The sequence below is a fragment of the Campylobacter concisus genome (assembly GCF_015229965.1).
In the GTDB taxonomy this organism is placed as follows: Bacteria; Campylobacterota; Campylobacteria; order Campylobacterales; family Campylobacteraceae; genus Campylobacter_A; species Campylobacter_A concisus_BD.
In genome coordinates this window covers 1-20,982 of the sequence record NZ_JAAKZB010000003.1, presented here as the reverse complement: position 1 = coordinate 20,982, position 20,982 = coordinate 1, and the positions used below count along the sequence as shown (strand labels likewise).

General features: G+C 40.3%; 21 protein-coding genes. 6 read left to right on the top strand and 15 right to left on the bottom strand.

The features are described 5' to 3' along the window. Positions 1–36 precede the first annotated feature (36 nt). The 15 genes from fliR to gpmI form a co-directional block, all read right to left on the bottom strand. A complete protein-coding gene (fliR, locus tag G6W43_RS02125; protein ID WP_194169031.1) occupies positions 37–798 on the bottom strand; it encodes a flagellar biosynthetic protein FliR in 762 nt (253 codons plus the stop codon). A 90-nt stretch (positions 799–888) separates the two neighbouring features. Next, on the bottom strand, positions 889–1,533 hold the full coding sequence (locus G6W43_RS02120; protein ID WP_002941236.1) for an ABC transporter ATP-binding protein: 645 nt from the start codon (positions 1,531–1,533) through the stop codon (positions 889–891). After that, a complete protein-coding gene (tsf, locus tag G6W43_RS02115; RefSeq protein ID WP_084109562.1) occupies positions 1,533–2,597 on the bottom strand; it encodes a translation elongation factor Ts in 1,065 nt (354 codons plus the stop codon). The genes G6W43_RS02120 and tsf overlap by 1 nt, the downstream gene beginning before the upstream one ends. Next, the gene (gene rpsB / locus G6W43_RS02110; protein ID WP_194169030.1) at positions 2,597–3,385 is read right to left on the bottom strand and encodes a 30S ribosomal protein S2; all 789 of its coding nucleotides are present in this window, start codon (positions 3,383–3,385) and stop codon (positions 2,597–2,599) included. Before rpsB ends, tsf begins: the two co-directional genes overlap by 1 nt. A gap of 190 nt (positions 3,386–3,575) precedes the next feature. Beyond that, on the bottom strand, positions 3,576–4,715 hold the full coding sequence (gene iadA / locus G6W43_RS02105) for a beta-aspartyl-peptidase (protein ID WP_107805185.1): 1,140 nt from the start codon (positions 4,713–4,715) through the stop codon (positions 3,576–3,578). A 10-nt stretch (positions 4,716–4,725) separates the two neighbouring features. Beyond that, a complete protein-coding gene (locus G6W43_RS02100) occupies positions 4,726–4,935 on the bottom strand; it encodes an acetyltransferase (protein ID WP_107805184.1) in 210 nt (69 codons plus the stop codon). Then, entirely contained in the window at positions 4,925–5,644 is a 720-nt protein-coding gene (locus G6W43_RS02095) for a polyphenol oxidase family protein (protein ID WP_107805183.1), read from the bottom strand. Before G6W43_RS02095 ends, G6W43_RS02100 begins: the two co-directional genes overlap by 11 nt. A 10-nt stretch (positions 5,645–5,654) precedes the next feature. Beyond that, a complete protein-coding gene (locus G6W43_RS02090; protein WP_194169029.1) occupies positions 5,655–6,269 on the bottom strand; it encodes a riboflavin synthase in 615 nt (204 codons plus the stop codon). 423 nt (positions 6,270–6,692) lie between these two features. After that, the gene (locus G6W43_RS02085) at positions 6,693–7,535 is read right to left on the bottom strand and encodes a YwqG family protein (protein ID WP_194169028.1); all 843 of its coding nucleotides are present in this window, start codon (positions 7,533–7,535) and stop codon (positions 6,693–6,695) included. Between the two features lie 11 nt (positions 7,536–7,546). Continuing rightward, on the bottom strand, positions 7,547–8,401 hold the full coding sequence (locus G6W43_RS10575) for a CbrC family protein (RefSeq protein ID WP_194169027.1): 855 nt from the start codon (positions 8,399–8,401) through the stop codon (positions 7,547–7,549). A 203-nt stretch (positions 8,402–8,604) separates the two neighbouring features. Then, positions 8,605–9,540 (bottom strand): acetyl-CoA carboxylase carboxyl transferase subunit alpha, encoded by a 936-nt coding sequence (gene accA, locus G6W43_RS02075; protein ID WP_021087975.1) that lies wholly within the window; start codon positions 9,538–9,540, stop codon positions 8,605–8,607. 1 nt (position 9,541) lies between these two features. Next, positions 9,542–10,753 (bottom strand): beta-ketoacyl-ACP synthase II, encoded by a 1,212-nt coding sequence (locus G6W43_RS02070; protein WP_012140277.1) that lies wholly within the window; start codon positions 10,751–10,753, stop codon positions 9,542–9,544. Positions 10,754–10,787: 34 nt separating this feature from the next. After that, the gene (gene acpP / locus G6W43_RS02065; RefSeq protein WP_002941395.1) at positions 10,788–11,021 is read right to left on the bottom strand and encodes an acyl carrier protein; all 234 of its coding nucleotides are present in this window, start codon (positions 11,019–11,021) and stop codon (positions 10,788–10,790) included. An 86-nt stretch (positions 11,022–11,107) separates the two neighbouring features. Then, positions 11,108–11,851 (bottom strand): 3-oxoacyl-ACP reductase FabG, encoded by a 744-nt coding sequence (gene fabG, locus G6W43_RS02060; RefSeq protein ID WP_021083753.1) that lies wholly within the window; start codon positions 11,849–11,851, stop codon positions 11,108–11,110. 36 nt (positions 11,852–11,887) lie between these two features. Further along, entirely contained in the window at positions 11,888–13,351 is a 1,464-nt protein-coding gene (gene gpmI, locus G6W43_RS02055) for a 2,3-bisphosphoglycerate-independent phosphoglycerate mutase (RefSeq protein WP_194169026.1), read from the bottom strand. 79 nt (positions 13,352–13,430) lie between these two features. Here gpmI and mraY point away from each other — a divergent pair, with 79 nt between their 5' ends. The 6 genes from mraY to G6W43_RS02025 all read left to right on the top strand — a co-directional run bounded on the left by mraY (position 13,431) and on the right by G6W43_RS02025 (position 20,841). Continuing rightward, complete coding sequence (mraY, locus tag G6W43_RS02050; RefSeq protein WP_194169025.1) at positions 13,431–14,495, top strand: phospho-N-acetylmuramoyl-pentapeptide-transferase; 1,065 nt, start codon at positions 13,431–13,433, stop codon at positions 14,493–14,495. Positions 14,496–14,498: 3 nt separating this feature from the next. Then, on the top strand, positions 14,499–15,014 hold the full coding sequence (locus G6W43_RS02045) for a hypothetical protein (protein WP_194169024.1): 516 nt from the start codon (positions 14,499–14,501) through the stop codon (positions 15,012–15,014). Positions 15,015–15,018: 4 nt separating this feature from the next. Continuing rightward, positions 15,019–16,236, top strand: coding sequence for a UDP-N-acetylmuramoyl-L-alanine--D-glutamate ligase (murD, locus tag G6W43_RS02040; RefSeq protein ID WP_194169023.1), 1,218 nt, complete (start codon positions 15,019–15,021; stop codon positions 16,234–16,236). Between the two features lie 149 nt (positions 16,237–16,385). Next, on the top strand, positions 16,386–19,328 hold the full coding sequence (locus tag G6W43_RS02035) for a hypothetical protein (protein WP_194169022.1): 2,943 nt from the start codon (positions 16,386–16,388) through the stop codon (positions 19,326–19,328). Then, positions 19,322–20,029 (top strand): hypothetical protein, encoded by a 708-nt coding sequence (locus G6W43_RS02030; RefSeq protein ID WP_194169021.1) that lies wholly within the window; start codon positions 19,322–19,324, stop codon positions 20,027–20,029. The genes G6W43_RS02035 and G6W43_RS02030 overlap by 7 nt, the downstream gene beginning before the upstream one ends. 11 nt (positions 20,030–20,040) lie before the next feature. Next, positions 20,041–20,841, top strand: a complete 801-nt coding sequence (locus G6W43_RS02025) for a hypothetical protein (RefSeq protein WP_194169020.1) — start codon at positions 20,041–20,043, stop codon at positions 20,839–20,841. Positions 20,842–20,982: the final 141 nt, after the last annotated feature.

Genomic DNA, 20,982 nt, shown 5'->3' with positions numbered 1-20,982 from the left:
AAAGCCTATTCTATGATAAATTTCATTGCTATTTTCTTAAAAAAACAGAGCCGGCAGATCATTTATCACTTTTAAAAGTAGGTCGCTCATGATCTTCATAATGCCTGCTAAAATGGCTATCAAAACGGAAAATCCGATCGTCACTTTGATAGGATAGCCGATGACTAGTAGGTTAAACTGCGGCATCGTCTTCATGAGCATGCCAAAAATGGAGTCTGAGAGCAAAGATAGGGCGATGATGGGAAATGACATGATAAAGCCAAACATAAACAAATTTGTAAATAAATTTATCGCATAGCTCATGATGCCAGGTCGTGGATAAAAGTCACCAAGCGGCATAACAGCAAGCGAGCTAGCGTAAAACTGAAGGAGCAAATGGTGACCGTCAAAGGCTAGAAATGTTAGTAGCGCGATGAAATTTATAAGGTTTGCAATAACTGGAGAGTTTGTGCCAGTTTGCGGATCAAGCACCGACGCCATCGAAAAGCCCATGACCATCGAGATTTGCTCGCCTGCCATTTGAAGTGTGGCAAAGATGATGGTTAGCATAAGTCCGGCACTTAGACCCAGCATGACCTCGCCTAAGATCTCGCCGATTAAGAAATTTATAGAGTTTGCATGAGCTTTTGAGAGAGGAAAAAGCACGACGCAAAGGACAAAAACTAAAAGCGTTTTTACGCTAAGAGGAATTTGATTGTGCGAATAAAATGGAAAAAAGACGATGAGACCGCTTAGGCGTGCAAACAAAAGCATAAAAACTATGGTCTTATCGGCTCCAAAAAATTCTACTAGTTCCATTTTGCTCTTTTAAATTTTTTACTAATTTTACAAAATTTTACTTTGTTTTTTAAATTTAAGCGGTAGTTTTTAGAAATTTGAAGCTAAATTTTAAGAAATTTGCACAAGCTCTTTGTTCTCAAGCTTGTATGAGTTGTCACATTTTGCGGCTAGGTCGTTGTCGTGAGTGACTAGAACAAGAGCAGCATTGTTTTCATTTATATAGTCAAATAAAACTTGCATCACTTCATTTGCTGTTTGCTTATCAAGGTTGCCCGTTGGCTCGTCTGCAAAGATGATCTTTGGCTTTTTAGTAAGTACTCTAGCGATGCTGACACGCTGCTGCTGACCGCCACTTAGCTCTCCAACTTTTTGATTTATCACACTTGAAATTTTAAGTGCTTCAAGATCATTTTTTTCTATATTTTCGCCAGATAAGATGCTTGCAAGCTCGATATTTTCATAAGCGCTAAAACCTTTAAAAAGATAGTGCGACTGGAAAATGATGCCAAAATGAAGCCTTCTAATGGCCAAAAGCTCGTTTTGAGAAAGCTCATAGATCGATCTATCTTGGTAGATGACCTCGCCAAAATTTGGTTTTAAGAGTGTTGAAAGTATGTGTAAAAGCGTTGATTTGCCACAACCGCTAACGCCGGTTATCGCGATGCTTTGTTTTTGATTGAGAGTTAAATTTATATTGTTAAAGAGCGTATAATCATACGCAAAGCCTAGATTAGACGCTCTTAAAATTTCCATTAGCCTATTTGAGCAGCAACTTCTGCAGCAAAGTCATCTACTTTTTTCTCTAAGCCTTCGCCAAGCTCGAAACGAACGTATTTTACGATCTCGATCTTGCCGCCAAGCTCTTTGCTTTTTTCTTCGATAACTTGTTCGATAGTCTTTTTATCGTCCATTACATAAAACTGACCTAAAAGTGTGAGGCGTTGGTCAAGCACTGTGTTATCAGCGTAAAATCTCTCGATCTTACCAGGGATGATCTTGTCCCAAATTTTCTCAGGTTTTCCCTCAGCTTTTAGCTCTTCCTCGATCGCTTTTGTAGCTTTTGCAAGCTCTGCCTCACCTATCTGGCAGCGGCTAGCATACTCAGGGATGTGATGAAGTGGCTTGCCTAGGCGTTTTAGCTCTTCATTTTCTTTTTCAAGCTCAGCACGAAGTGCGATAAATTCTTTCTCAACAAAATCTTTATCAAGGTCTTTATAGCTTATAACGCTTGGCTTCATAGCAGCTGCATGCATACATAAATTTCTTATAAAATCAGCTGCTTTATTTGCAACTTCTGCGCTTTCGCAAGCTGCACCGATAAGTACACCAACACGACCATTTGAGTGAACATAGCCATTTACCACGCCTTTATCATCAGCAATAATAGTCTCAAAGCGGCGCACTACAAGATTTTCACCGATAGTTGCGATCTGAGTTTTGAAATAATCTTCAAATTTAACACCATTTAAAGTGCTTGCATTTAGCTCTTCAACTGTTTTTATGCCGCTTGATTGGATGTGAGCTGTTGCGTCTTTTGCAAGTGCTTGAAACTGTGGGTTTCTAGCAACGAAGTCGGTCTCAGAGTTGATCTCACTGATAGTTGCTTTTTTGCATTTTGAACAAACTTCAACGCTTACTAAGCCCTCGCTTGCAAGACGGTCAGCCTTTTTAGCAGCTTGGCCTAGGCCTTTTTCACGAAGGATGTCAACAGCTTTTTCCATGTCGCCATTTGCTTCGCCAAGTGCCTTTTTGCAGTCCATCATACCAGCTCCGGTTGATTCGCGGAGCTCTTTTACCATTTGTGCAGTTATTTCCATTATTCTTCGTCCTCGCCAAAGTCTTCTTCGCTCATAGCCTCAGCTACAACCGCGTCTTTCTCATCTTGGCTCACTTCTTCGCCAGCAACTTGCTCGCCACCATCTTGTTCAAGAAGTGATTTACCTTCGTTGATCGCTTCAGCCATCTCTTGGCAGAAAAGTTGAACAGAGCGGATCGCATCGTCATTTCCTGGGATCGGATAGTCAACAACGTCAGGATCGCAGTTTGTATCGATCGGTGCTACAACTGGGATTTTTAGGCGATTTGCCTCTTGAACAGCGATCTTTTCTTTGACAGTATCAACAACAAATATCATATCAGGTAGGCTTTTCATATTGCGTATACCGCCAAGAGTTGCTATAAGCTTCTCTTTTTTGCGGCGAAGCATCAAAGCCTCTTTTTTAGTTAGTAAATTTATCGAACCATCTTCTTCCATAGCCTCGATAACTTCTAGTTTGCGGATAGACTGGCGGATAGTGCCGAAGTTTGTCATCATACCACCTAACCAGCGGTGATTTACATAAGGCATTCCACATTTTTCAGCGTACTCTTTTATAGCGTCGATAGCTTGTTTTTTAGTACCGACAAATAGCACTGACTTGCCCTCAGCAGCTGCGTCACGAACGATGTTGTAAGTGTAGCGGAAGTAGCGGATAGTCTTTTGTAGATCTATAATATAGATACCTTTTCTCTCGCCAAAGATAAATTTTTTCATCTTTGGGTTCCAGCGGCGTGTTTGGTGACCAAAATGTACGCCACACTCTAATAAATCTCTCATAGTTACCATGAGTTTCTCCTTGTTTTAGGCATTTTGCCTTGAATTTAGTTTTATCCTCCACGACCATTAATGCTTTCGCACAACCAAATTTAGGATTGTCGTGTGTGAAATAAAGCTTGGATTATATTGAAACTTGGCTTTATTGAAGCTAAATTTAAAGATATTTTTAGCTACAAATAAAGCTCAAATTTCCATAAATTTACTCGAAAAAGCCTTTTTTAACGACCTTTTCGTCTTTAACGCAAAACTCGCCTTTTGCGATCACGTCATATAAATTTAGCTCCTCGTCAAAGACACAAAGATCAGCGTCGTTGCCAACTTTTATCTCGCCTTTTTGGCTTAAATTTAGATATCTCGCCACGTTTTTGCTCATCAAAGCCAAGGTATCTTCTATCTTTAAAATTTTATTTCTCACCAAAGCTTGCAATACCTCTAAATTTGACGCACATGAGGCACAGCCATATCCGACAAGCTCGCCATTTTCGTTAAATTTAGGCACGCTGCCGTTGCCATCAGAGCTCATCGTTAGGCGCTCTAAATTTAGCCCATTTTCAACGCCATAAGCCACCACCTCGTGAAGCGGGGCAAATTTACTTCCGCCGCTTGTGATATCGACGTTTCCGCCCATTTTTTGAAATTTCAAAGCCTCGTTAAACAGGTCTTTCGTCCTAGCGCAGTGTGTCGGCGAGAAGTAATGAACTGGGAATTCGTAGTCTTTTATCACCTTAAAGACATTGTCAAATTTCTCACTCAGTCCGCCCATGTGCATGTGAAGCACGCCGCCTTTTTTAGAGACCATGCCGCCTATGCGTATCTTGCTTAGAATTTTGATGAGCTCCTCTTTTGAGACGTAGCTACCGCGGTTGTCGGTCAGTGCGATCTTTACGCCGATCACTTTGTCGATTAGTATGAGATCCTTTGCGATGTCGCCGGTAAATGTCACACAGGGGCTTGCGTATGAGCCGGTGTGGATGAAGGTCGAGATGCCCTCAAACTCGAGCGCTTTTGCTTTGGAGTAGAGATTTTCTAGGCTTCTAGTCACACCATCAGTCCCCAAAACGCCAACAAGCGTCGTAGTGCCGTATTTTACGATCTGGCTAAGCGTGATCTCAGGCGTTCTTGAGTGATATCCAGCCTCGCCGCCGCCACCCGTGATATGCACGTGCTGATCAATGAGGCCTGGAGCTAAAATTTTGCCCTTTAGGTCGTAAATTTCAAGTCCTTCTACGCTAAAGCTTAGCCCCTCGCCGATGGCTAAAATTTTACCACCACCTACCAAAACATCGCGCTTGCCAAGAAATTTTGGCGTGTATAGATTAGCATTTTTAAGTAAAAGCATCTTTTCTCCTTTATTTGCTGAGTTGCACTTTCTCTTCTATCTCCATCAGTTTTATAAAAATTTGCTCGATATTTTCCCTATCCAAGGCGCTTAGCTCCATCTTTTTTGAGCTAAGTAGCATCTGCACAAACTCTTCATTCATAAGCTGATCAAAGCCCAAATTTCTAGCGTTTTGAGCTATTTTTGCCGCTAGTGGATTTTTAAAGCTCTCATATCCCATTTTTATCCTTAAATTTCACTGCAAATCCGCAAAATCTACCGCACACGCCGTCTCTTCGGTATGAAAAATATCTCTCGTCGCAGTGCGTGCAGACTTCGCTAAAGTTTAAATTTCTAACCCCAAGTGCGCTAAATTCATCTCTCAAGGCTGCGTTCATATCAAAATTTCTACCTATCTTATATGCGTTAAATTCCCCAAGGTCAAGCTCGCCCACCTCGTAGCAGCCGCCTTTTATATTTGCTCCGACAAAGACGCTGATGTCACCCGCTCTTGAGCCAAATTTCTCTCCCATAAGCATAACTGCTTTTGTGCAAATTTTTAGCATCACGCCAGCTCTGCCCGCATGAGCCACGCAAATGGCACCCCGCCTCTCATCTATCATCACGACTGGCGAGCAGTCAGCCACCAAAACGCAGATGCCCACATCACTTAAATTTGTGATCACAGCGTCGCACTCTGGCAGCTCGTCCTGCTCATTTTCAAGGACAAAAACCTTGTCCGAGTGGATCTGCTTCATAAATTTAAGCTGCCTAACGCCTAAATTTTTAGCCAAAATTTCTCTATTTTTGATGACATCTCTTGGCTCATCACCCACGTGATCGCCCAAATTTAGCGAGCTAAATTTACCTTCACTCACGCCGCCAAGCCTGTTTGTAAAGCCAGCAGTGATGCCATTTTTATCAAAAACGATCTCTAAATTTTCACGCATATTCGCTCGCTTAGTAAAGGCTCGAAATTCTCTCGACCTCGTCCCAGCTAAGGCCGCCATTTTGCTTAGCTTCAAGCATCCTAGCCACGTAGCGAGCCAGCAGGTCACTCTCGATATTTACGCGTCTGCCAACCTTGAAAGTGCCAAAAAGGCTATCTCTAAACGTGATCGGTATGATGGTTAGCCTTATGCCCTTTGGCAAAATTTCATTTATCGTAAGGCTCACACCCTCGACGCCCACCGAGCCCTTGTTTGCCATCAGAGCCATCGCCTCACGTGGCAGGTCTATGTAAAAATCAACGCCATTTTCATGCTTTTTTATAGCTGAGATCACGCCGATAAAGTCGATGTGTCCTTGCATCAAATGCCCATCTATGCGCTCTGCTAGCTTCATCGCTGGCTCGATATGCACCAAGCCACTTAAATTTTCAACCGCGACATTTGCCCTGCTCTCTGCGCTTAGCTCCACGCTAAAGCCATCATCATATAGTTTTATGACGCTTAGGCAAGCGCCATTTACTGCGATGCTGTCGCCTAAATTTGGGCGAAATTTAGCCTTTAGTCGTAAAACATTTTGCGAGTAGCTAATGACCTCGGCAAGCTCCCTGATTAAGCCATTAAACATATTTTGCCTTTAAATTTTTTAAGGATTTTACTAAATTTTGCCTAAATTTGGCGCATGGATAGACTTGCTAGTTTTGTGAAATTTAGAAGGTATAAAGGCTAAATATCGCAACTGACATTAAGATAGGTTTTGAGCGGTCACGCAAAAAACAAAAAAACGCGAGTGCAACCTAGAAAAAGAAATAAAAAAGCTAGCAAATTAGCGATGAGCCACTAGTTTGGTAGCAAAAGTCACTTGCAAGGTAAATTTAACTGGCGGCAAATTGCAAAAGGTTTTAAACTTGATCTAGCTAGCATAAATTTCACATGCCATTTACCTTTAAATTCACACGCTCTAATCGCAAAATTTAGATAGCGTGCCAAAAACAGCAATAATAATTTTACTACCAGATGCATATCAAAAGCTTTTGGCTAAATTTCGCCCCTAGCTCGTCTGCAAAACTAGCCACGTCTTGCTAAAGTCGCGCGCCGCCAGGTCGCCCCTCTTTATCCACAGATAAACTCTGCCCTCTCCGTCCCAGTCCATGTCGCTATCCCAGTCGCTATCTATCTGCAAAAGCAGCTGCCACTGGGCGGCATTTTTCTCAAACTCAGCGATATTTGGGTGGTGATAAGCGCTACTATCGCCGCAGTCAAGGCCGTTTGCCACGAGCTCGCACTCTAGCTCCATGCCATCTTGGATGTTGTCAGAGTGACCAAGGAGCTTGTTTTCTTTGGCCTGCCAGCTTGGCTCGATGATCTCGTGATATGCCTCCCACTCCTCCTCTCTAAATTTGGCAAATGGCACGAGCGAGCTTTGCAAACTTGGCAAATTTTGCTCATTTTTAAAGCTAAGAGAGCGTGCGCCAAATGTGAAATTTCTGCTATCCACGTTTTGTCGAGCAAGCTGGTCTTGAGCTACCTCACTAAAGATCACGGCAAAGCCCTTTTTATCAGCAGGGTCGTAACCCCAAATACGTAAATTTATATCATAAAAAAGATATAGCATGCCACTTTTTGGTAGGAGCCTGTCGGTGTCAAATTTGCTCGCCTCGGCAAAATTTATCTGCGCTACAAAGCTAAGCGCGCCGTTTTCATTTGATGGCCAAGGCACGCTAGCTGGCAGATCTGGCTGCCCGCCAAATTTAGACGCTCCAACAGCGATATCACCATCATCTTTAGCCTGCGTATCTATCTTTATAGCATTTTTGGCCATTGGCTTTAAAAACTCAAAAAGCCCCTCCAAACCGCGCTCTTTGCAGCCTTTATAAATTTCATTTAGATCCATATTTTTCCTTTCTAGCAAGCATCAATGTAGATGTGATACTTTTTGCAGTGTAAGCAGCGAAACAAATACCCAGCAAAGTCGCCGCCTGCTACGAGTAGCTCGCGAGCCATTTTGACGTCGTAATCGTCCCTTTTTGCGTAGTCATCAAAGACCTCGTCTGCGATGCCGAGCTCATCAAGCTCCTTAGTGCCCACATCGCCCAAAAATGCGCAATAATCATCACAGCACGCCACCCAGTGCTCGCCCTGCCAGCTCTCATAGCCAGGTGTTCTTCTAAAAAGCTCATCATCTTTTTTGGCGTCATCTGTGGCAAGATTGTCGGCACCCTGCACAAAGGTAGCGTCAAATTTCTTGGCAGCCTCGCCATTTGCGATGCAGGCTGGGCAAAGATAGGTGACGTCTTGCTCGCTATAGACGCCATTGTTGTAATAAATTTCTGTGTTTTTGCCGCAGCACTCGCAAATGACATTCATATCATCTTTAAATGCGCCAGTTTTTAATGGCTCTGGGTGATAGCGAAATTTTGGCAAGGTGGCAGCCTTTGCCTTTTGAGCTAAAATTTGCTCTTTGCTCTTTGGCCTTGGCACCGCCCATTTATCGCCCTCATCCACAAACTGCGCAAGGTAGCCAAGCGTTTTTAGCTGCTTTTTGTCGTTTTTGTCATGTATCTTTAAAAGTAGCTCGTAAGCACTCTTTTGCATAGACAAAAGTTGATAAATATCGACTAAAACGCTCTTTGCCTGCATATCCTCGCTTGTCTCAAGCTCTTCTTTGAACTGATACAAAGCCTCCACGCTCGCCGCATTGCCGTTATTTTTGTAGTAATCTTTTGAAAGTTTTATATATTTTTCTTGAAATTTATCCACAAATAGCCTTTATGAAATTTGCTAAGAATTTTAGCTTTAAAGACTTAAAAGTCGCATAGATGAGTTATTAAAATTTAAAAGAGTGGGATAAAAATATAAAATTGTTTAATTTTTAAAATTTAAAAAAAGGCACATTAAATTTAGCGTAAAGGAGACCGCAAGCAAATTTACTTAAACTTTCAACTCACTTGCGACTATAAATTTTACTCTTCATAAGCCCCGATAGAGAGGATTTTGTCTATTCTTTTTGCGACAAGCTCGTTTATATCAAGCTTCTCAAGCTCGGCTAGCTCTGAGATGAAGTAGTTTGCAAGTGCTTTTGCGGCACCGTCTTTATCTCTATGAGCTCCATTTATCGGCTCGTTTATCACGTCATCTATAAGCGATAAATTTTTTAAGTCATCAGCCGTTATCTTCATAGATTTTGTGGCTTGCTCTTGTTTAGCTGGGTCGTTCCAAAGTATCGCTGCACAACCCTCTGGCGAGATGACTGAAAAGACAGAGTTTTTCATCATAGCAAGTCTATCAGCCACGCCTATTGCTAAAGCGCCGCCACTTCCACCTTCACCGATAACGACAGCTATTATTGGAGTTTTTAAATTTGCAAATTCAAATAAATTTCTAGCTATGGCCTCGCTTTGACCTCGCTCTTCAGCGCCAACACCAGGATATGCGCCCGGAGTGTCTATCAAAAATAAGATAGGTAGATTAAATTTCTCAGCCAATTTTGCTACGCGTAAAGCCTTTCGGTAACCCTCTGGATGAGGCATACCAAAATTTCTTTTTAGTTTATTTTTAGTGCCACGACCTTTTTGCTCGCCTATAACGATAGCCTTTTTACCACCGATATAGCCGATGTAGCAAACTATTGCTGGGTCGTCGCGAAATGCCCTGTCGCCATGGATCTCATAGCCATCAACTAAAAATGAATTTATATAATCAATAGCGTATGGTCTATCTGGATGGCGAGCAAGTTGTAAACGTTGATATTCGTTTAAATTTTTATATACTTTTGATATCTCTTTAGATAGGTTCTTATTTAAAATTTCAACAGCATGTTCATCGCCTCTGATCTTAGCATTTGCTATATCTTCATCAATCTGCTTTATGCTCTTTTCAAAATCTAAATAATTTGACATCTTAATCCAACTTTTTAAATATCACGACGCCGTTTGTTCCGCCAAAGCCAAATGAGTTACTCATAACAGCTTTTATATCAGCTTTTCTAGCTTTATTTGGAACGTAGTCTAGATCACAGTCTGGATCTGGCGTTTCGTAGTTTATCGTTGGAGGGATGATGCCATCTCTCATTGCCATTATAGATATGACAGCTTCGATCGCACCAGCACCACCCAAGCAGTGTCCAGTCTGACCTTTAGTTGAACTAACTGGTGGGCACTTATCACCAAAAACAGCCTTAAGTGCAGCTGTTTCATTTTTATCATTTACTGGTGTTGAAGTACCATGTGCATTGACATAGTCTATCTTTACGCCTTTTGCCATATCAAGTGCTTGTTTCATCGCGCTTAATGGACCTTCAAGTGTTGGTGATGTGATGTGGTGTGCGTCTCCGCTCTCACCAAAGCCAACTACTTCAGCGTAAATTTTAGCACCTCTTGCAACAGCTGACTCATACTCTTCAAGCACAAGTGCGCCAGCGCCCTCGCCCATTACAAAGCCATCGCGGTTTGCATCAAATGGCCTTGATGCCTTACTTGGCTCATCGTTTCTTGTTGATAGCGCTTTCATCGCTGCAAAACCGCCTATGCCAACGCCACAGATAGTTGACTCAGCGCCGATAACTAGCATATTTGTTGCTTGACCGATCATTATGCATTTTGCAGCTTGTGATATCGCATGAGTGCTTGCCGCACAAGCTGTTACGCTTGATAAATTTGGACCTTTTAGTCCGTGATTTATTGAAACTATGCCACCTAGCATATTTACAAGTGCAGATGGGATGAAAAATGGCGAAATTCTCTTTACGCCTTTTTCAAAATATGTGATTGAGTTTTTCTCAATATTTGGCAAACCACCTATACCAGCTGCTGAACTAACGCCAAATTTATGAGCATCAAACTCTTTTAAATTTGCATCAGCCATAGCTTCGTTAGATGCTTTTATGCCAAGCTGTATGAAACGATCTACTTTTTTCACCTCTTTGCCGTCTAAAATGCTATTTGGATCAAAATCAGTTATCTCGGCAGCAATTTTAACAGGGAATTCGCTTACATCAAAGCTCGTGATCTCTTTCACACCTGTTTTACCCTCGCAAATAGCCTTAAAAGAGCTCTCTTTATCAAGACCAAGTGCGTTTATCATGCCAATACCAGTTACAACGACTCGTTTCAATACATCTCCTTAAATCAAACTATGCAAATTTAAATTATTTGCCTAGTTTTTCTATATAATTTACAACGTCTTGAATGCTTACTAATTTCTCTGCTTCGCTATCAGGAATTTCTACTTCAAATTTCTCTTCTAAAGCCATAACTAGCTCTACAACGTCAAGTGAATCAGCGCCCAAATCTTCGATGATTTTAGACTCTAGTTTTACCGCTTGTGGATCTACGCTTAGTTGCTCTACAACTACGTCTCTTACGTCTTCAAATACTGCCATTTAAGGTCTCCTTATAAAAAATGTCTGTTATCTTATAATATTTACGCTTTTATTTATTTTAAATTTCAAAACTTGTTGAAATTTCATTACATATAAAGTCCGCCGTTTATTTTTAGCGTCTCGCCAGTCACGTAGCTAGCGTGATCACTTAGTAAAAATGCCACAGCCTCGGCCACCTCACTAGCGCTGCCAAAGCGTTTTAGTGGGATGTTGTCGCTATAAGTTTTTTTTACCTCATCACTTAGTCCATGCGTCATATCAGTCTCGATAAAGCCTGGAGTTACGCTGTTAAAGCGGATATTTCTACTTGCGCCCTCTTTTGCAAAGCTCTTGCTCATAGCGATTAGTCCGCCTTTGCTGGCTGAATAATTCACCTGCCCAGCATTTCCCATCTCACCAACGATAGATGCGACATTTACGACCGCTCCAAAGCGCTTTTTACTCATCACTTTTAAAGCCTCTCTGCATCCTATGAAAGCTGAAGTTAAATTTGCATTTATCACATCTGTAAATTCGCTAGTTTTCATGCGAAGCGCTAGCTTGTCATTTGTGATACCAGCGTTATTTACGAGGTAGCTTAGCTCACCGTCGCTATCAACTATCAAATTTATACCTTTTATAAACTCATCTTCGTCTGTCGCGTCAAATTTTATCACTGCAGCCTTGCCGCCATTTTGCTCGATCTCAGCTTGCAAAGCATCTGCTATCTCAGGCTTTGAGCGGTAGTTTATCCACACTTTTAAGCCCATATTTGCAAGCGTCTTTGCGATCTGTGCGCCGATACCTCTGCTTGCACCTGTTATTAGCACGTTTTTTCCGCTAAATTTCATAGATTCTCCTTATAAATTTTGCTTATATTATCAAATTTAAAATAACGCCTCGTCCATTTCAGCTGGGATCTCAAGCTCCATGAGCTTTAAAACGCTAGGCGCGATGTTGTTTAGTCCGCCATTTTTTAGCTCTTTTACACCATCAGCCATCACAAAGCAAAAGACATCATAAGTCGTGTGGTTTGTCAGTAGCTCGCCGCTGCTATCACGCATCTCTTCGCAGTTTCCGTGATCGCTCGTGATGATCATAGCGTAGTTTTTCTCTTTTGCCTTGGCGTAAATTTCTCCAAGAGCCGCATCCACCGCTTCGACTGCTTTTATAGCGGCCTCGTAGTTACCAGTATGTCCCACCATATCGCCATTTGCGAAATTTACCACGATAAAGTCTTGCTCGTCATCCATGCCCTTTAGCACAGCTTTGCAAACCTCTGCAGCGCTCATCTCTGGCTTTTCGTCGTAGGTTTTTACTTTTGGACTAGGGATGAGCACCCTAGTTTCGTTGCTGGCTAGCTCCTCGACGCCGCCATTAAAGAAAAATGTTACGTGGGCGTATTTTTCAGTCTCAGCCGTGTGAAGCTGCCTTAGGCCAGCAGCCGCTATGACCTCGCTTAGAGTGTTTTTTATCTTTTCATTTTTAAAGAGCACTTCAAATTTAAAATTTGCGTCGTATTCGGTCATGGTGATTAGATTTTTGATAGCAAATGGTCGCTCAAACTCGCTAAATTTCTCCTCGCCAAGAGCCTGGCAAATCTCTCTTGCTCTATCATTTCTAAAATTTATTACGATCACGCCGTCATCTTCGCCCATGCCACTAAAGCCATTAAAGCTTGCTGGCTTTACAAACTCGTCAGTCACGCCCTCATCGTAGCTTTTTTGTAGATACTCACTTGGCGATAAGCTGCTTAAATTTGCTCCCTTTACCAAGCTATCATAGGCCTCTTTTACGCGCTCCCAGCGTTTATCTCTATCCATCGCGTAAAATCTGCCACAGACGGTTGCTACCTTAAATTTAGCCTCCAAGCTTTTTATGAAATTTAGACCGCTATTTGGGCTAACGTCGCGTCCGTCGGTGATAGCGTGGGCAAAAACTTCGCAGCCACTTTTGCTAGCAAGCTCACACATGCCATCAAAATGCTCCATGTGAGAGTGTACGCCACCGTCGCTATAAAGCCCTATGACGTGGATCTTTTTGCACTTTTTAAAAAGAGCCTTTAGCGCTTCATTTTCTGCTACTGAGCCGTCATTAAAGCCGCGTGAAATTTTGACCAAATTTTGATATAAAACTCGCCCACTTCCTATGCACATGTGCCCTACTTCGCTATTTCCCATCTGCCCTTCAGGTAGTCCCACAGCGTTTCCAGAGGTTTTTATGAGTGAGTTTGGAATTTCTTTAAAAAATTTATCGTAGTTTGGCTTTTTAGCCGCCTCAAATGCGTTAAATTTGCCATTTTTGTTTGAACCAATGCCATCAGTTATTATAAGTATAGTTTTTTGAGCCATTTTTAAATTTTATCCTTAAATTTAGATAATTTTTAAGGCCATTATACTAAAATTGCTTTTTTTTAAAATAAAGGCCCCTATGTTTTACTATATCTACGAAATTTTAAATTTTAATATCTTTCAGTATATCACCGTTCGCGCTGGCATCGCGTTTTTCATAGCATTTATCTTGACAGCTTATCTGATGCCTAAATTTATCGCCTGGGCAAAGGCAAAAAACGCCGCTCAGCCTATCTACGAGCTTGCCCCGCAAACTCACCAAAAAAAGGCAAAAACGCCGACCATGGGCGGACTTGTCTTTGTCTTTACAGCCGTGATCGCTACGATCATCTGCGCAAGGCTTGATAACGCTTTCGTGCTAGCCTCGCTCTTTTGCCTAGTTTGCTTCACTCTGCTTGGCTATAAGGATGACTACAGCAAAATTTTAGGTGCGAAAAACCACGCCGGCCTAAGCCCAAAGGCAAAGCTCTTTTTTCAGTTTCTCATCGCCTTTTTGCTCGCAGCATTTCTCTACTTTAGCAAAGAGCTAAACACCGAGTTTTACCTGCCATTTTACAAGCAGCCGATCTTTGACATGAAAATTTTTGCCATTTTCTTTTGGACGCTAGTCATCGTCGCAGCCTCAAATGCGGTAAATTTAACAGACGGACTTGACGGACTTGCCGCCGTACCATCGATATTTTCGCTTCTAACTCTTGGCGTTTTTGCCTACATCTGCGGCCACGCTGTCTTTAGCTCGTACCTACTTTTACCAAAGATCACAGGCGTTGGTGAGAGCGTCGTCGTAGCCTCTGCGCTAATTGGCTCACTCATGGGCTTTTTGTGGTTTAACTGCCATCCGGCCGAGGTCTTTATGGGTGATAGCGGTAGCCTAAGCGTTGGCGCATATATCGGCTTTATGGGCGTTGCGACCAAAAACGAAATTTTGCTCATCATCATCGGCCTCATCTTTGTCGTTGAGACCCTAAGCGTCATCTTGCAGGTGGGTAGCTTTAAAATTTTTAAACGCAGAATTTTCTTAATGGCGCCTATACATCACCATTTTGAGATAAAGGGCTGGGCGGAAAATAAGATCATCGTGCGCTTTTGGATCATCGCGCTTTTGGCAAATTTGATCGCACTAACGGCGCTAAAGATCAGGTAGATCATGCGAGCGCAGATAGAGCCTGACTTTGAGAGTGCTAGAAAAAAGTATGATGAAATTTTGGAGCAAATTTTAGCTTACACCGACTATTGCGACGAATTTGGCGATGAGGACGGCGAAGAGTACCGCAAGGTGACCGATCGTCTAGCTAAGATAAGTGGCAAGGATATGAGTAAATTTAGCCTGCACGAGTGGTGGGAGGCCGAGGGCGCTGAAAATCTAGCCTTTGACATCGCCTTGCCAGAGCCTAAAGTGGTGCCTGATATAACAAAAGACGAGCTTAGGCAGATCGTGGAGCGTATGTTGGCGCCTGTGCCTGAATTTGAAGATGATTTTTTAGAGGCATTTTATGTAAGAGTGACATTTGCCTGCAAAGGCGCTTATTTTGCAGAGTTTTTAAAGCTAAATTTTGCCAAAACCTTTAGCTTTGAGCTCTTTGATCGCCGCGAGATAGAGGGCGTGATGCGTGAGCTAAGTGCTAACGAGATAGTAGAAATTTTATGGGGCAAAAGAGGATAAAAGTATGAGAAAATCACTATTTGGCTATGGTGGCACGACAAAGGCGATCGCTAAAAACTTCGTAAATGACGGACTTTGGGATATTTATGACGATAAATTTAGCGAAATTTCAAAAGATGAGTTTGGCAACGCTCTTTTGCCAGTTAGCGAATTTGACCCAGCAAAAAGCGGCCTAGAGATACCAAGCCCTGGCATTCCGCCTCACCACGAGCTTATAAAAAAAGCTAAAAATTTAGTTAGCGAATATGACTATTTTTATGAAATTTACAAGGCGCATCTGCCATTTAACGTCTGGATAAGCGGCACAAACGGCAAGACGACGACCACAAAGATGATGCAGCACCTGCTAGAGAGCAAAGGCTCAGTCATGGGCGGTAACGTCGGCATCGCGCTAGCAATTTTAAACCCACACGCTAAAATTTGGATACTTGAGACTAGTTCATTTACGCTGCACTACACAAAGCACGCAACGCCTGGCATCTACGTGCTTTTGCCGATCACTCCAGATCATCTAAGCTGGCATGGCAACATGAGCGAGTACGAAAAGGCAAAGCTTAAGCCGCTTGCTAGCATGAGCGAAACAAGCGTAGCTATCGTGCCTGAAATTTACGCTAAAACGCCCACAAAAGCCAAGGTGATCACCTATAAAGATGAGAGCGACTTGGCTAAATTTTGCGGCGTAAATTTGGGCGATATAGCCTTTAAAACGCCGTTTTTACTTGACGCGCTGCTAGCACTGGCGGTGGAGAAAATTTTATTTGACCGCTGTGACGTTGAGCTTTTAAACACCTTTGTTATTGAAGCAAACAAGCTTGAAGAATTTACTGATAACAAGGGTCGAACCTGGGTAAATGACACAAAAGCGACAAACATAGATGCGAGCATTCAAGCCGTAAAACGCTACAAAGATCACTTTATGCACCTAATCTTAGGTGGCGATGACAAGGGCGTTAGCATGGATGAGCTATTTGAAATTTTAAAGGCTCTTAAAGTCAAAATTTACGCCATCGGCTCAAACAGTGACAAACTTATGAATTTAGCTGCTAAATTTAACGTGCCTGCCCTAAAATGCGACTTTTTACAAAACGCTGTAAATGAGATAAGCAAAGAGCTTAAAAGTGGCGAGATAGCACTTCTAAGCCCAGCAGCTGCGAGCCTTGATCAGTTTAAGAGCTACGCCGAGCGAGGAGATAAATTTAAAGAGTTTATAAGGGCTCTTTGATTTTAAGCTATTTTTTAGATATTAGCGTTTTGTCTAAAATTTGCTACCAAAATTTAAAGAAAAAGCAAAAATTTTCTCTATAAGAGTTTTTTATTGAATACTTTTTAAGTTTATGTTAATATTTGGCGAAAAAATTAAGGAAGAATTTTATGCCAATTACCCCTAGAAATGATGCAAATTTTAAAGAAAACTTAATAGATATCATCAAACTATCATATAGCGCCGACATCAATAAGCCTTTCATCTCTGGCGACAAGCTACTTATGGGCTATAGCTTTAGTCTAAAAGACGATCTAGACGCGATATGCACTCAAATTTATGGTGCTAGCAAAGCAAAAGTGATAGAGGCTATTAGAAAAACAATAACCGACACTACAAGCAAAATCGTGGTTTCAAAGATAGATACAGAAAAGCTTTTTAACGATATAAATGACGCTGCAAGGGCTGCTTATACAAAGGCTTCTGGCGGCGCTGGCTCAGAGTCATTGCCTGAGTTTAAATTTAGCCAAGATGAGCAGCTAAATGCCATTTTAGAGTCAAAGCTAAAGTTACTAGTGGCTGATATAAAAGATAAGCTAAGAGGATCGTCACTTGCAAATTTAGAAGAGGTCAAGCTCACTTCATCTGGGACGTCACAGATCTCAAAAGAGCATGTAGCACTTCTTGCCCTGCTTCACATAAGTAGCAAGAAAAATATCGACCCAGCTTTAGCAAAATACATCAAGAGCAAAAGTCGCTTTAAAGCGTGGTTTTGGCTAGCTCACGAGAGCTTTAGCGGTGATAATCCACACAACATTAAAATTTTAAGAAAAAAGATCTCAGCTCAGTTTGGCCTTTACGAGTCAGACGAAAACAATAAAGCTCTAAGCGACTCATCTAGCACGGCTAGCATGGAGCGTGTCAGCTTTGGCGAGTGTATAGACCTCTTTACCCACCTAAATATCTCAAAAGCTATGTATGTAACAAAACACAAAAACGGCAAAGAGCACAAAGAGGACGTCACACATTTAGAATTTATGCAAAAAGACGAAGAGAGATCAAACAGCACCGCTTCAAAGTGCGAGGGGCTATTTAAGCCATTTGCCGATAAGCTAAATTCTCTTTTAAGCTCTGAAACATCAAAGAAATTTGAGACCGAAAATATCTACTGCGTAAATTTAACCTCCTCTTCAACCTCTAACGCTTCAAGGATAAATAAGCTTTTAAAAAGAAGAGAAGAAGAGCTTTATAAACAAGAGGATATGCTCATACTCTGCCCTATCAAGACGGCTACTCCTATTAGGATATTTCAGCCTAAAAAGAGCAACTTTACCATCGTGCTGGCTAGCCAAAGCGAATTTGACTGCAGCGAGCTAAACCCAAAAGAGCTAAATCCTAGCAGACCAAACTATGGCAAGCTAAATTTATGCGAGCTAATACTAACTGACTTTAAATTTGACACTTACGAGAAAGAGAACAATGGTGCTTCATCTGATAGAGATATCAAATTTAAAAACGCAAAGACCAAGTCAGATAGTGTGATCCTTTATAAAGAAAACGATGATGGCAAAGATGATAAAAACAAGACAAAGGGCGCTTGCTTTACTAGCATAAGGCAAAGTAGCGATGAGATAGAGTACAAGCTAGAAGATGGTGTTGTAAAGATGAGCCACTTTAAGCTCCCCTCATCTAAAGACGAATATCTAAATTTCAACCTTCTAAATTTCGCTAAGGAGAATAACTTTACCCTTAGAGATGATAAAGACTCAGCCATGTTTGATATGAAGCTTCGTCTAGCTATTGGTAATAATGTAGTACCTACATCAACATCTAGCTCAAGCCTAGCTCTAACACTAGATAATCTCATCATTGAAAACGAAAAAGGTGAAGCTAGTGATATAGATAAGATATATCTTCACCACTGCGGTGATAAGAGTATATATGAGAGCAGCTCTTTAGTTAAAAACAAAGAGTCAGATATGAAAAACTCATATACAGCTACATTTAATATCCCTATAGATAGAAATGATAAGAAAGATACCAAGCTTATAGTCTATTCATCTGATCTAAGTAAAATTCATGATACTAAAGGGATACATGCCTACACTGGTACAGCTATCATATCTATAGGATATAAAGATAAAAGTGGTGCTAGCTTTAGCTATACAAACAAGGTATCTTTAAGAGATATAACAGATCATATAGTAAATGTAGTATCTGATAGCCAGTATCCATTTAAGACAAATGAAGAGATAAGTTTAAAGGCTATATATAAACAAGAAAAAGGAGACAAGAGGTATAAAGAGGTACTTTGGGGATATAAGGTCATAAAAACCATAGAGTATAACGAAGTATCTAAATCAAATCCTAAAGATGTGGTAGAGCTAAAAGATAAAAAGGGTAAAGAGATAGCATTTAAAATTTCAGATGTTATAAAGAAAGATCATTTAGATAAGCTAAAGCAAGGTGGTCATACTATAGTATTTTTTGCATATCTTGAAGGAGAGAGTGATAAATTTAAATATCAAAGCGTATATGGTAAAAACCATATAAGGATAGATATAAAGATACCTCTATATATTAAATTTAAAGATGACAAGCTCATCATATATGAGTTTGAGCATGCTATAAAAGAGAAGAGCTTTAAAGCTAGTTTAAATCATGATGATGCCTTAGTAAATAAAAGTGGCTACTTATATATAAATAAAGATATGTCAGCACAGGATATAAATATCTATGAAGATGACAAACTTACTAAAGAGATAAAGAGTGAAGATAGTACAAGTAAGAGATATCAAATTTACATAGATGAAGCAAATTCCGCAAACAATCAAAACCCAAGCAACACAAACCAAACAGGTCAAACAAAGATAAACCAAGATACCAAGTATGGTATCAATCTACTAAGCAAAGATAATATGAATAGCTTTATAAACTCTTTTAATGAGTCAAAGAGTATAACAAGAGTAGATAAGGGTATGTGGGTGGATGGGGATAGAGGAGCAAATGTTTTAATAGAGATCAAAGACTATCCTTTTACGCTAAGTATGCTAAAGCAGGTATTTACCAATATAAAAACAAATCAAGAATATATATATTACAAGAGATGGTAGATGAGCTAAATAGAAGAGATGATGAAGATGGAATTCAAATGTATGTAAAATATAAGCTTGATACTAGAAATAGATTAGAGCATTTTTTTGGGCAATGTGCGGTAGAGGTAGAAAGTAGCTTCTCAAAACTGACAGAGAGCTTAGATTATAGTGTGGAAGGTCTTGTGGGGTCTAATATTAGCTATTTTAAAAATAATTATGATAGAAGCAAAAAAGTAGGAAGAATAGGAAACAAAAAAAGTGGCATAACTCAGTATGCCAATGAAGAAGCCATAGCCAATCTAGGCTATGCTGATGAAAATAGACCAGAAAAATTAAAACTAGGAAATAAGCAGGAAGGCGACGGCTGGAAATATAGAGGCAGAGGGATAATACAAATAACTGGCAGGGAAATATATACTGACTTTAATACATTTGCGCATGAAGTTAAATTAGTAGGAGATGAAGTAAGCTTTGTAGATAATCCAGAGCTGGTAGCTGAAAATAAAACCTATGCTTTTGTATCAGCTGCATATTATTGGGCCGAGAAAAGAAAGATTTATGAAAAAGCAGACGAAAGCAAAGTAGGCTCAGAAAATGAAGAGGTAGTAAATAAGGTAACAAAAGTAGTTAATCCTGGAGCAGATGATGGTAATAAACAATTAAGAATAAACTCTTATAAACGTATAAGAGAAGCAAATATATTTAAGAAATTTAAATAAAGGACTAAAATATGAAATTTAAAAAAATAGTATTTTTATTTTTAGTAGCAAGCCTTAATTTATATGGATTTGAGCCTATGATGCCAAGCGAATCTACCAATAAAGCGATCGAAAATTTTGAACAGATCGAAGACAAATTTTTTACTGGTGATGACCATTCTTTTAATGATTATGGCACTAAGATATTACCCAGCTTTAATTGTTCTGATAAAAAAGGCAAATATAAATTTAAAGAATACTCTTTAGAAGACTTTGTCTGCCAGTCCAAATTTCTTGCTTTTAGGGATAACTACTTTGCTGATCTTTATAATCTAATAGTAAAAGAAAATCCAAATTTAAAAGACAAAGCTCAAAAGATAGCTAGAGAGAGGATAGCTAAAACTAAAAAAGAATGCATAAATGGGTATTCAAAATATTTTCATGTACTGGTTAAATATAATTATAGTGTCGGCGATTCTATCCATTGTACTAGATCTTACTATAGAAACTCCACCGCAAAGCTAGCTTTAATGCTTTATGAGAACGATAAAGAGCTATTTAAGAGAATTTACGGCGAAGACTATGAGAAATTTAAAGAGGTTTTTGAAGATACTTTAAAGTATGTGCCTATACTTTACTCTTTTAGAGATCTAAAAGACATAAAAAAAACAGACAAAAATCCTTATGCTGAGTTTTTAAGAAAATATGATAACTATACTGGTGATTATGACGATTATCGTATCCACGACCTCCTTTATATAGTCTTGATACAATACTCCCTAATAGATAAAAATGGTCATTTAGTTTTACCAGAGAATAGAAAAGAGGAGTAGTGTGCCTACTCCTTGCCACTTCCCCCTCCCCTCATCTAAAGACGAATATCTAAATTTCAACCTTCTAAATTTCGCTAAGGAGAATAACTTTACTCTTAGAGATGATAAAGACTCGGCTATGTTTGATATGAAGCTTCGTCT

Excerpts from the sequence above, each read along its gene's own strand:
- fliR (WP_194169031.1), bottom strand. The coding sequence starts at position 798 with ATGGAACTAGTAGAATTTTTTGGAGCCGATAAGACCATAGTTTTTATG.
- G6W43_RS02120 (WP_002941236.1), bottom strand. The coding sequence starts at position 1,533 with ATGGAAATTTTAAGAGCGTCTAATCTAGGCTTTGCGTATGATTATACG.
- tsf (WP_084109562.1), bottom strand. The coding sequence starts at position 2,597 with ATGGAAATAACTGCACAAATGGTAAAAGAGCTCCGCGAATCAACCGGA.
- rpsB (WP_194169030.1), bottom strand. The coding sequence starts at position 3,385 with ATGGTAACTATGAGAGATTTATTAGAGTGTGGCGTACATTTTGGTCAC.
- iadA (WP_107805185.1), bottom strand. The coding sequence starts at position 4,715 with ATGCTTTTACTTAAAAATGCTAATCTATACACGCCAAAATTTCTTGGC.
- G6W43_RS02100 (WP_107805184.1), bottom strand. The coding sequence starts at position 4,935 with ATGGGATATGAGAGCTTTAAAAATCCACTAGCGGCAAAAATAGCTCAA.
- G6W43_RS02095 (WP_107805183.1), bottom strand. The coding sequence starts at position 5,644 with ATGCGTGAAAATTTAGAGATCGTTTTTGATAAAAATGGCATCACTGCT.
- G6W43_RS02090 (WP_194169029.1), bottom strand. The coding sequence starts at position 6,269 with ATGTTTAATGGCTTAATCAGGGAGCTTGCCGAGGTCATTAGCTACTCG.
- G6W43_RS02085 (WP_194169028.1), bottom strand. The coding sequence starts at position 7,535 with ATGGATCTAAATGAAATTTATAAAGGCTGCAAAGAGCGCGGTTTGGAG.
- accA (WP_021087975.1), bottom strand. The coding sequence starts at position 9,540 with ATGTCAAATTATTTAGATTTTGAAAAGAGCATAAAGCAGATTGATGAA.
- acpP (WP_002941395.1), bottom strand. The coding sequence starts at position 11,021 with ATGGCAGTATTTGAAGACGTAAGAGACGTAGTTGTAGAGCAACTAAGC.
- fabG (WP_021083753.1), bottom strand. The coding sequence starts at position 11,851 with ATGAAATTTAGCGGAAAAAACGTGCTAATAACAGGTGCAAGCAGAGGT.
- gpmI (WP_194169026.1), bottom strand. The coding sequence starts at position 13,351 with ATGGCTCAAAAAACTATACTTATAATAACTGATGGCATTGGTTCAAAC.
- mraY (WP_194169025.1), top strand. The coding sequence starts at position 13,431 with ATGTTTTACTATATCTACGAAATTTTAAATTTTAATATCTTTCAGTAT.
- G6W43_RS02045 (WP_194169024.1), top strand. The coding sequence starts at position 14,499 with ATGCGAGCGCAGATAGAGCCTGACTTTGAGAGTGCTAGAAAAAAGTAT.
- murD (WP_194169023.1), top strand. The coding sequence starts at position 15,019 with ATGAGAAAATCACTATTTGGCTATGGTGGCACGACAAAGGCGATCGCT.
- G6W43_RS02035 (WP_194169022.1), top strand. The coding sequence starts at position 16,386 with ATGCCAATTACCCCTAGAAATGATGCAAATTTTAAAGAAAACTTAATA.
- G6W43_RS02030 (WP_194169021.1), top strand. The coding sequence starts at position 19,322 with ATGGTAGATGAGCTAAATAGAAGAGATGATGAAGATGGAATTCAAATG.
- G6W43_RS02025 (WP_194169020.1), top strand. The coding sequence starts at position 20,041 with ATGAAATTTAAAAAAATAGTATTTTTATTTTTAGTAGCAAGCCTTAAT.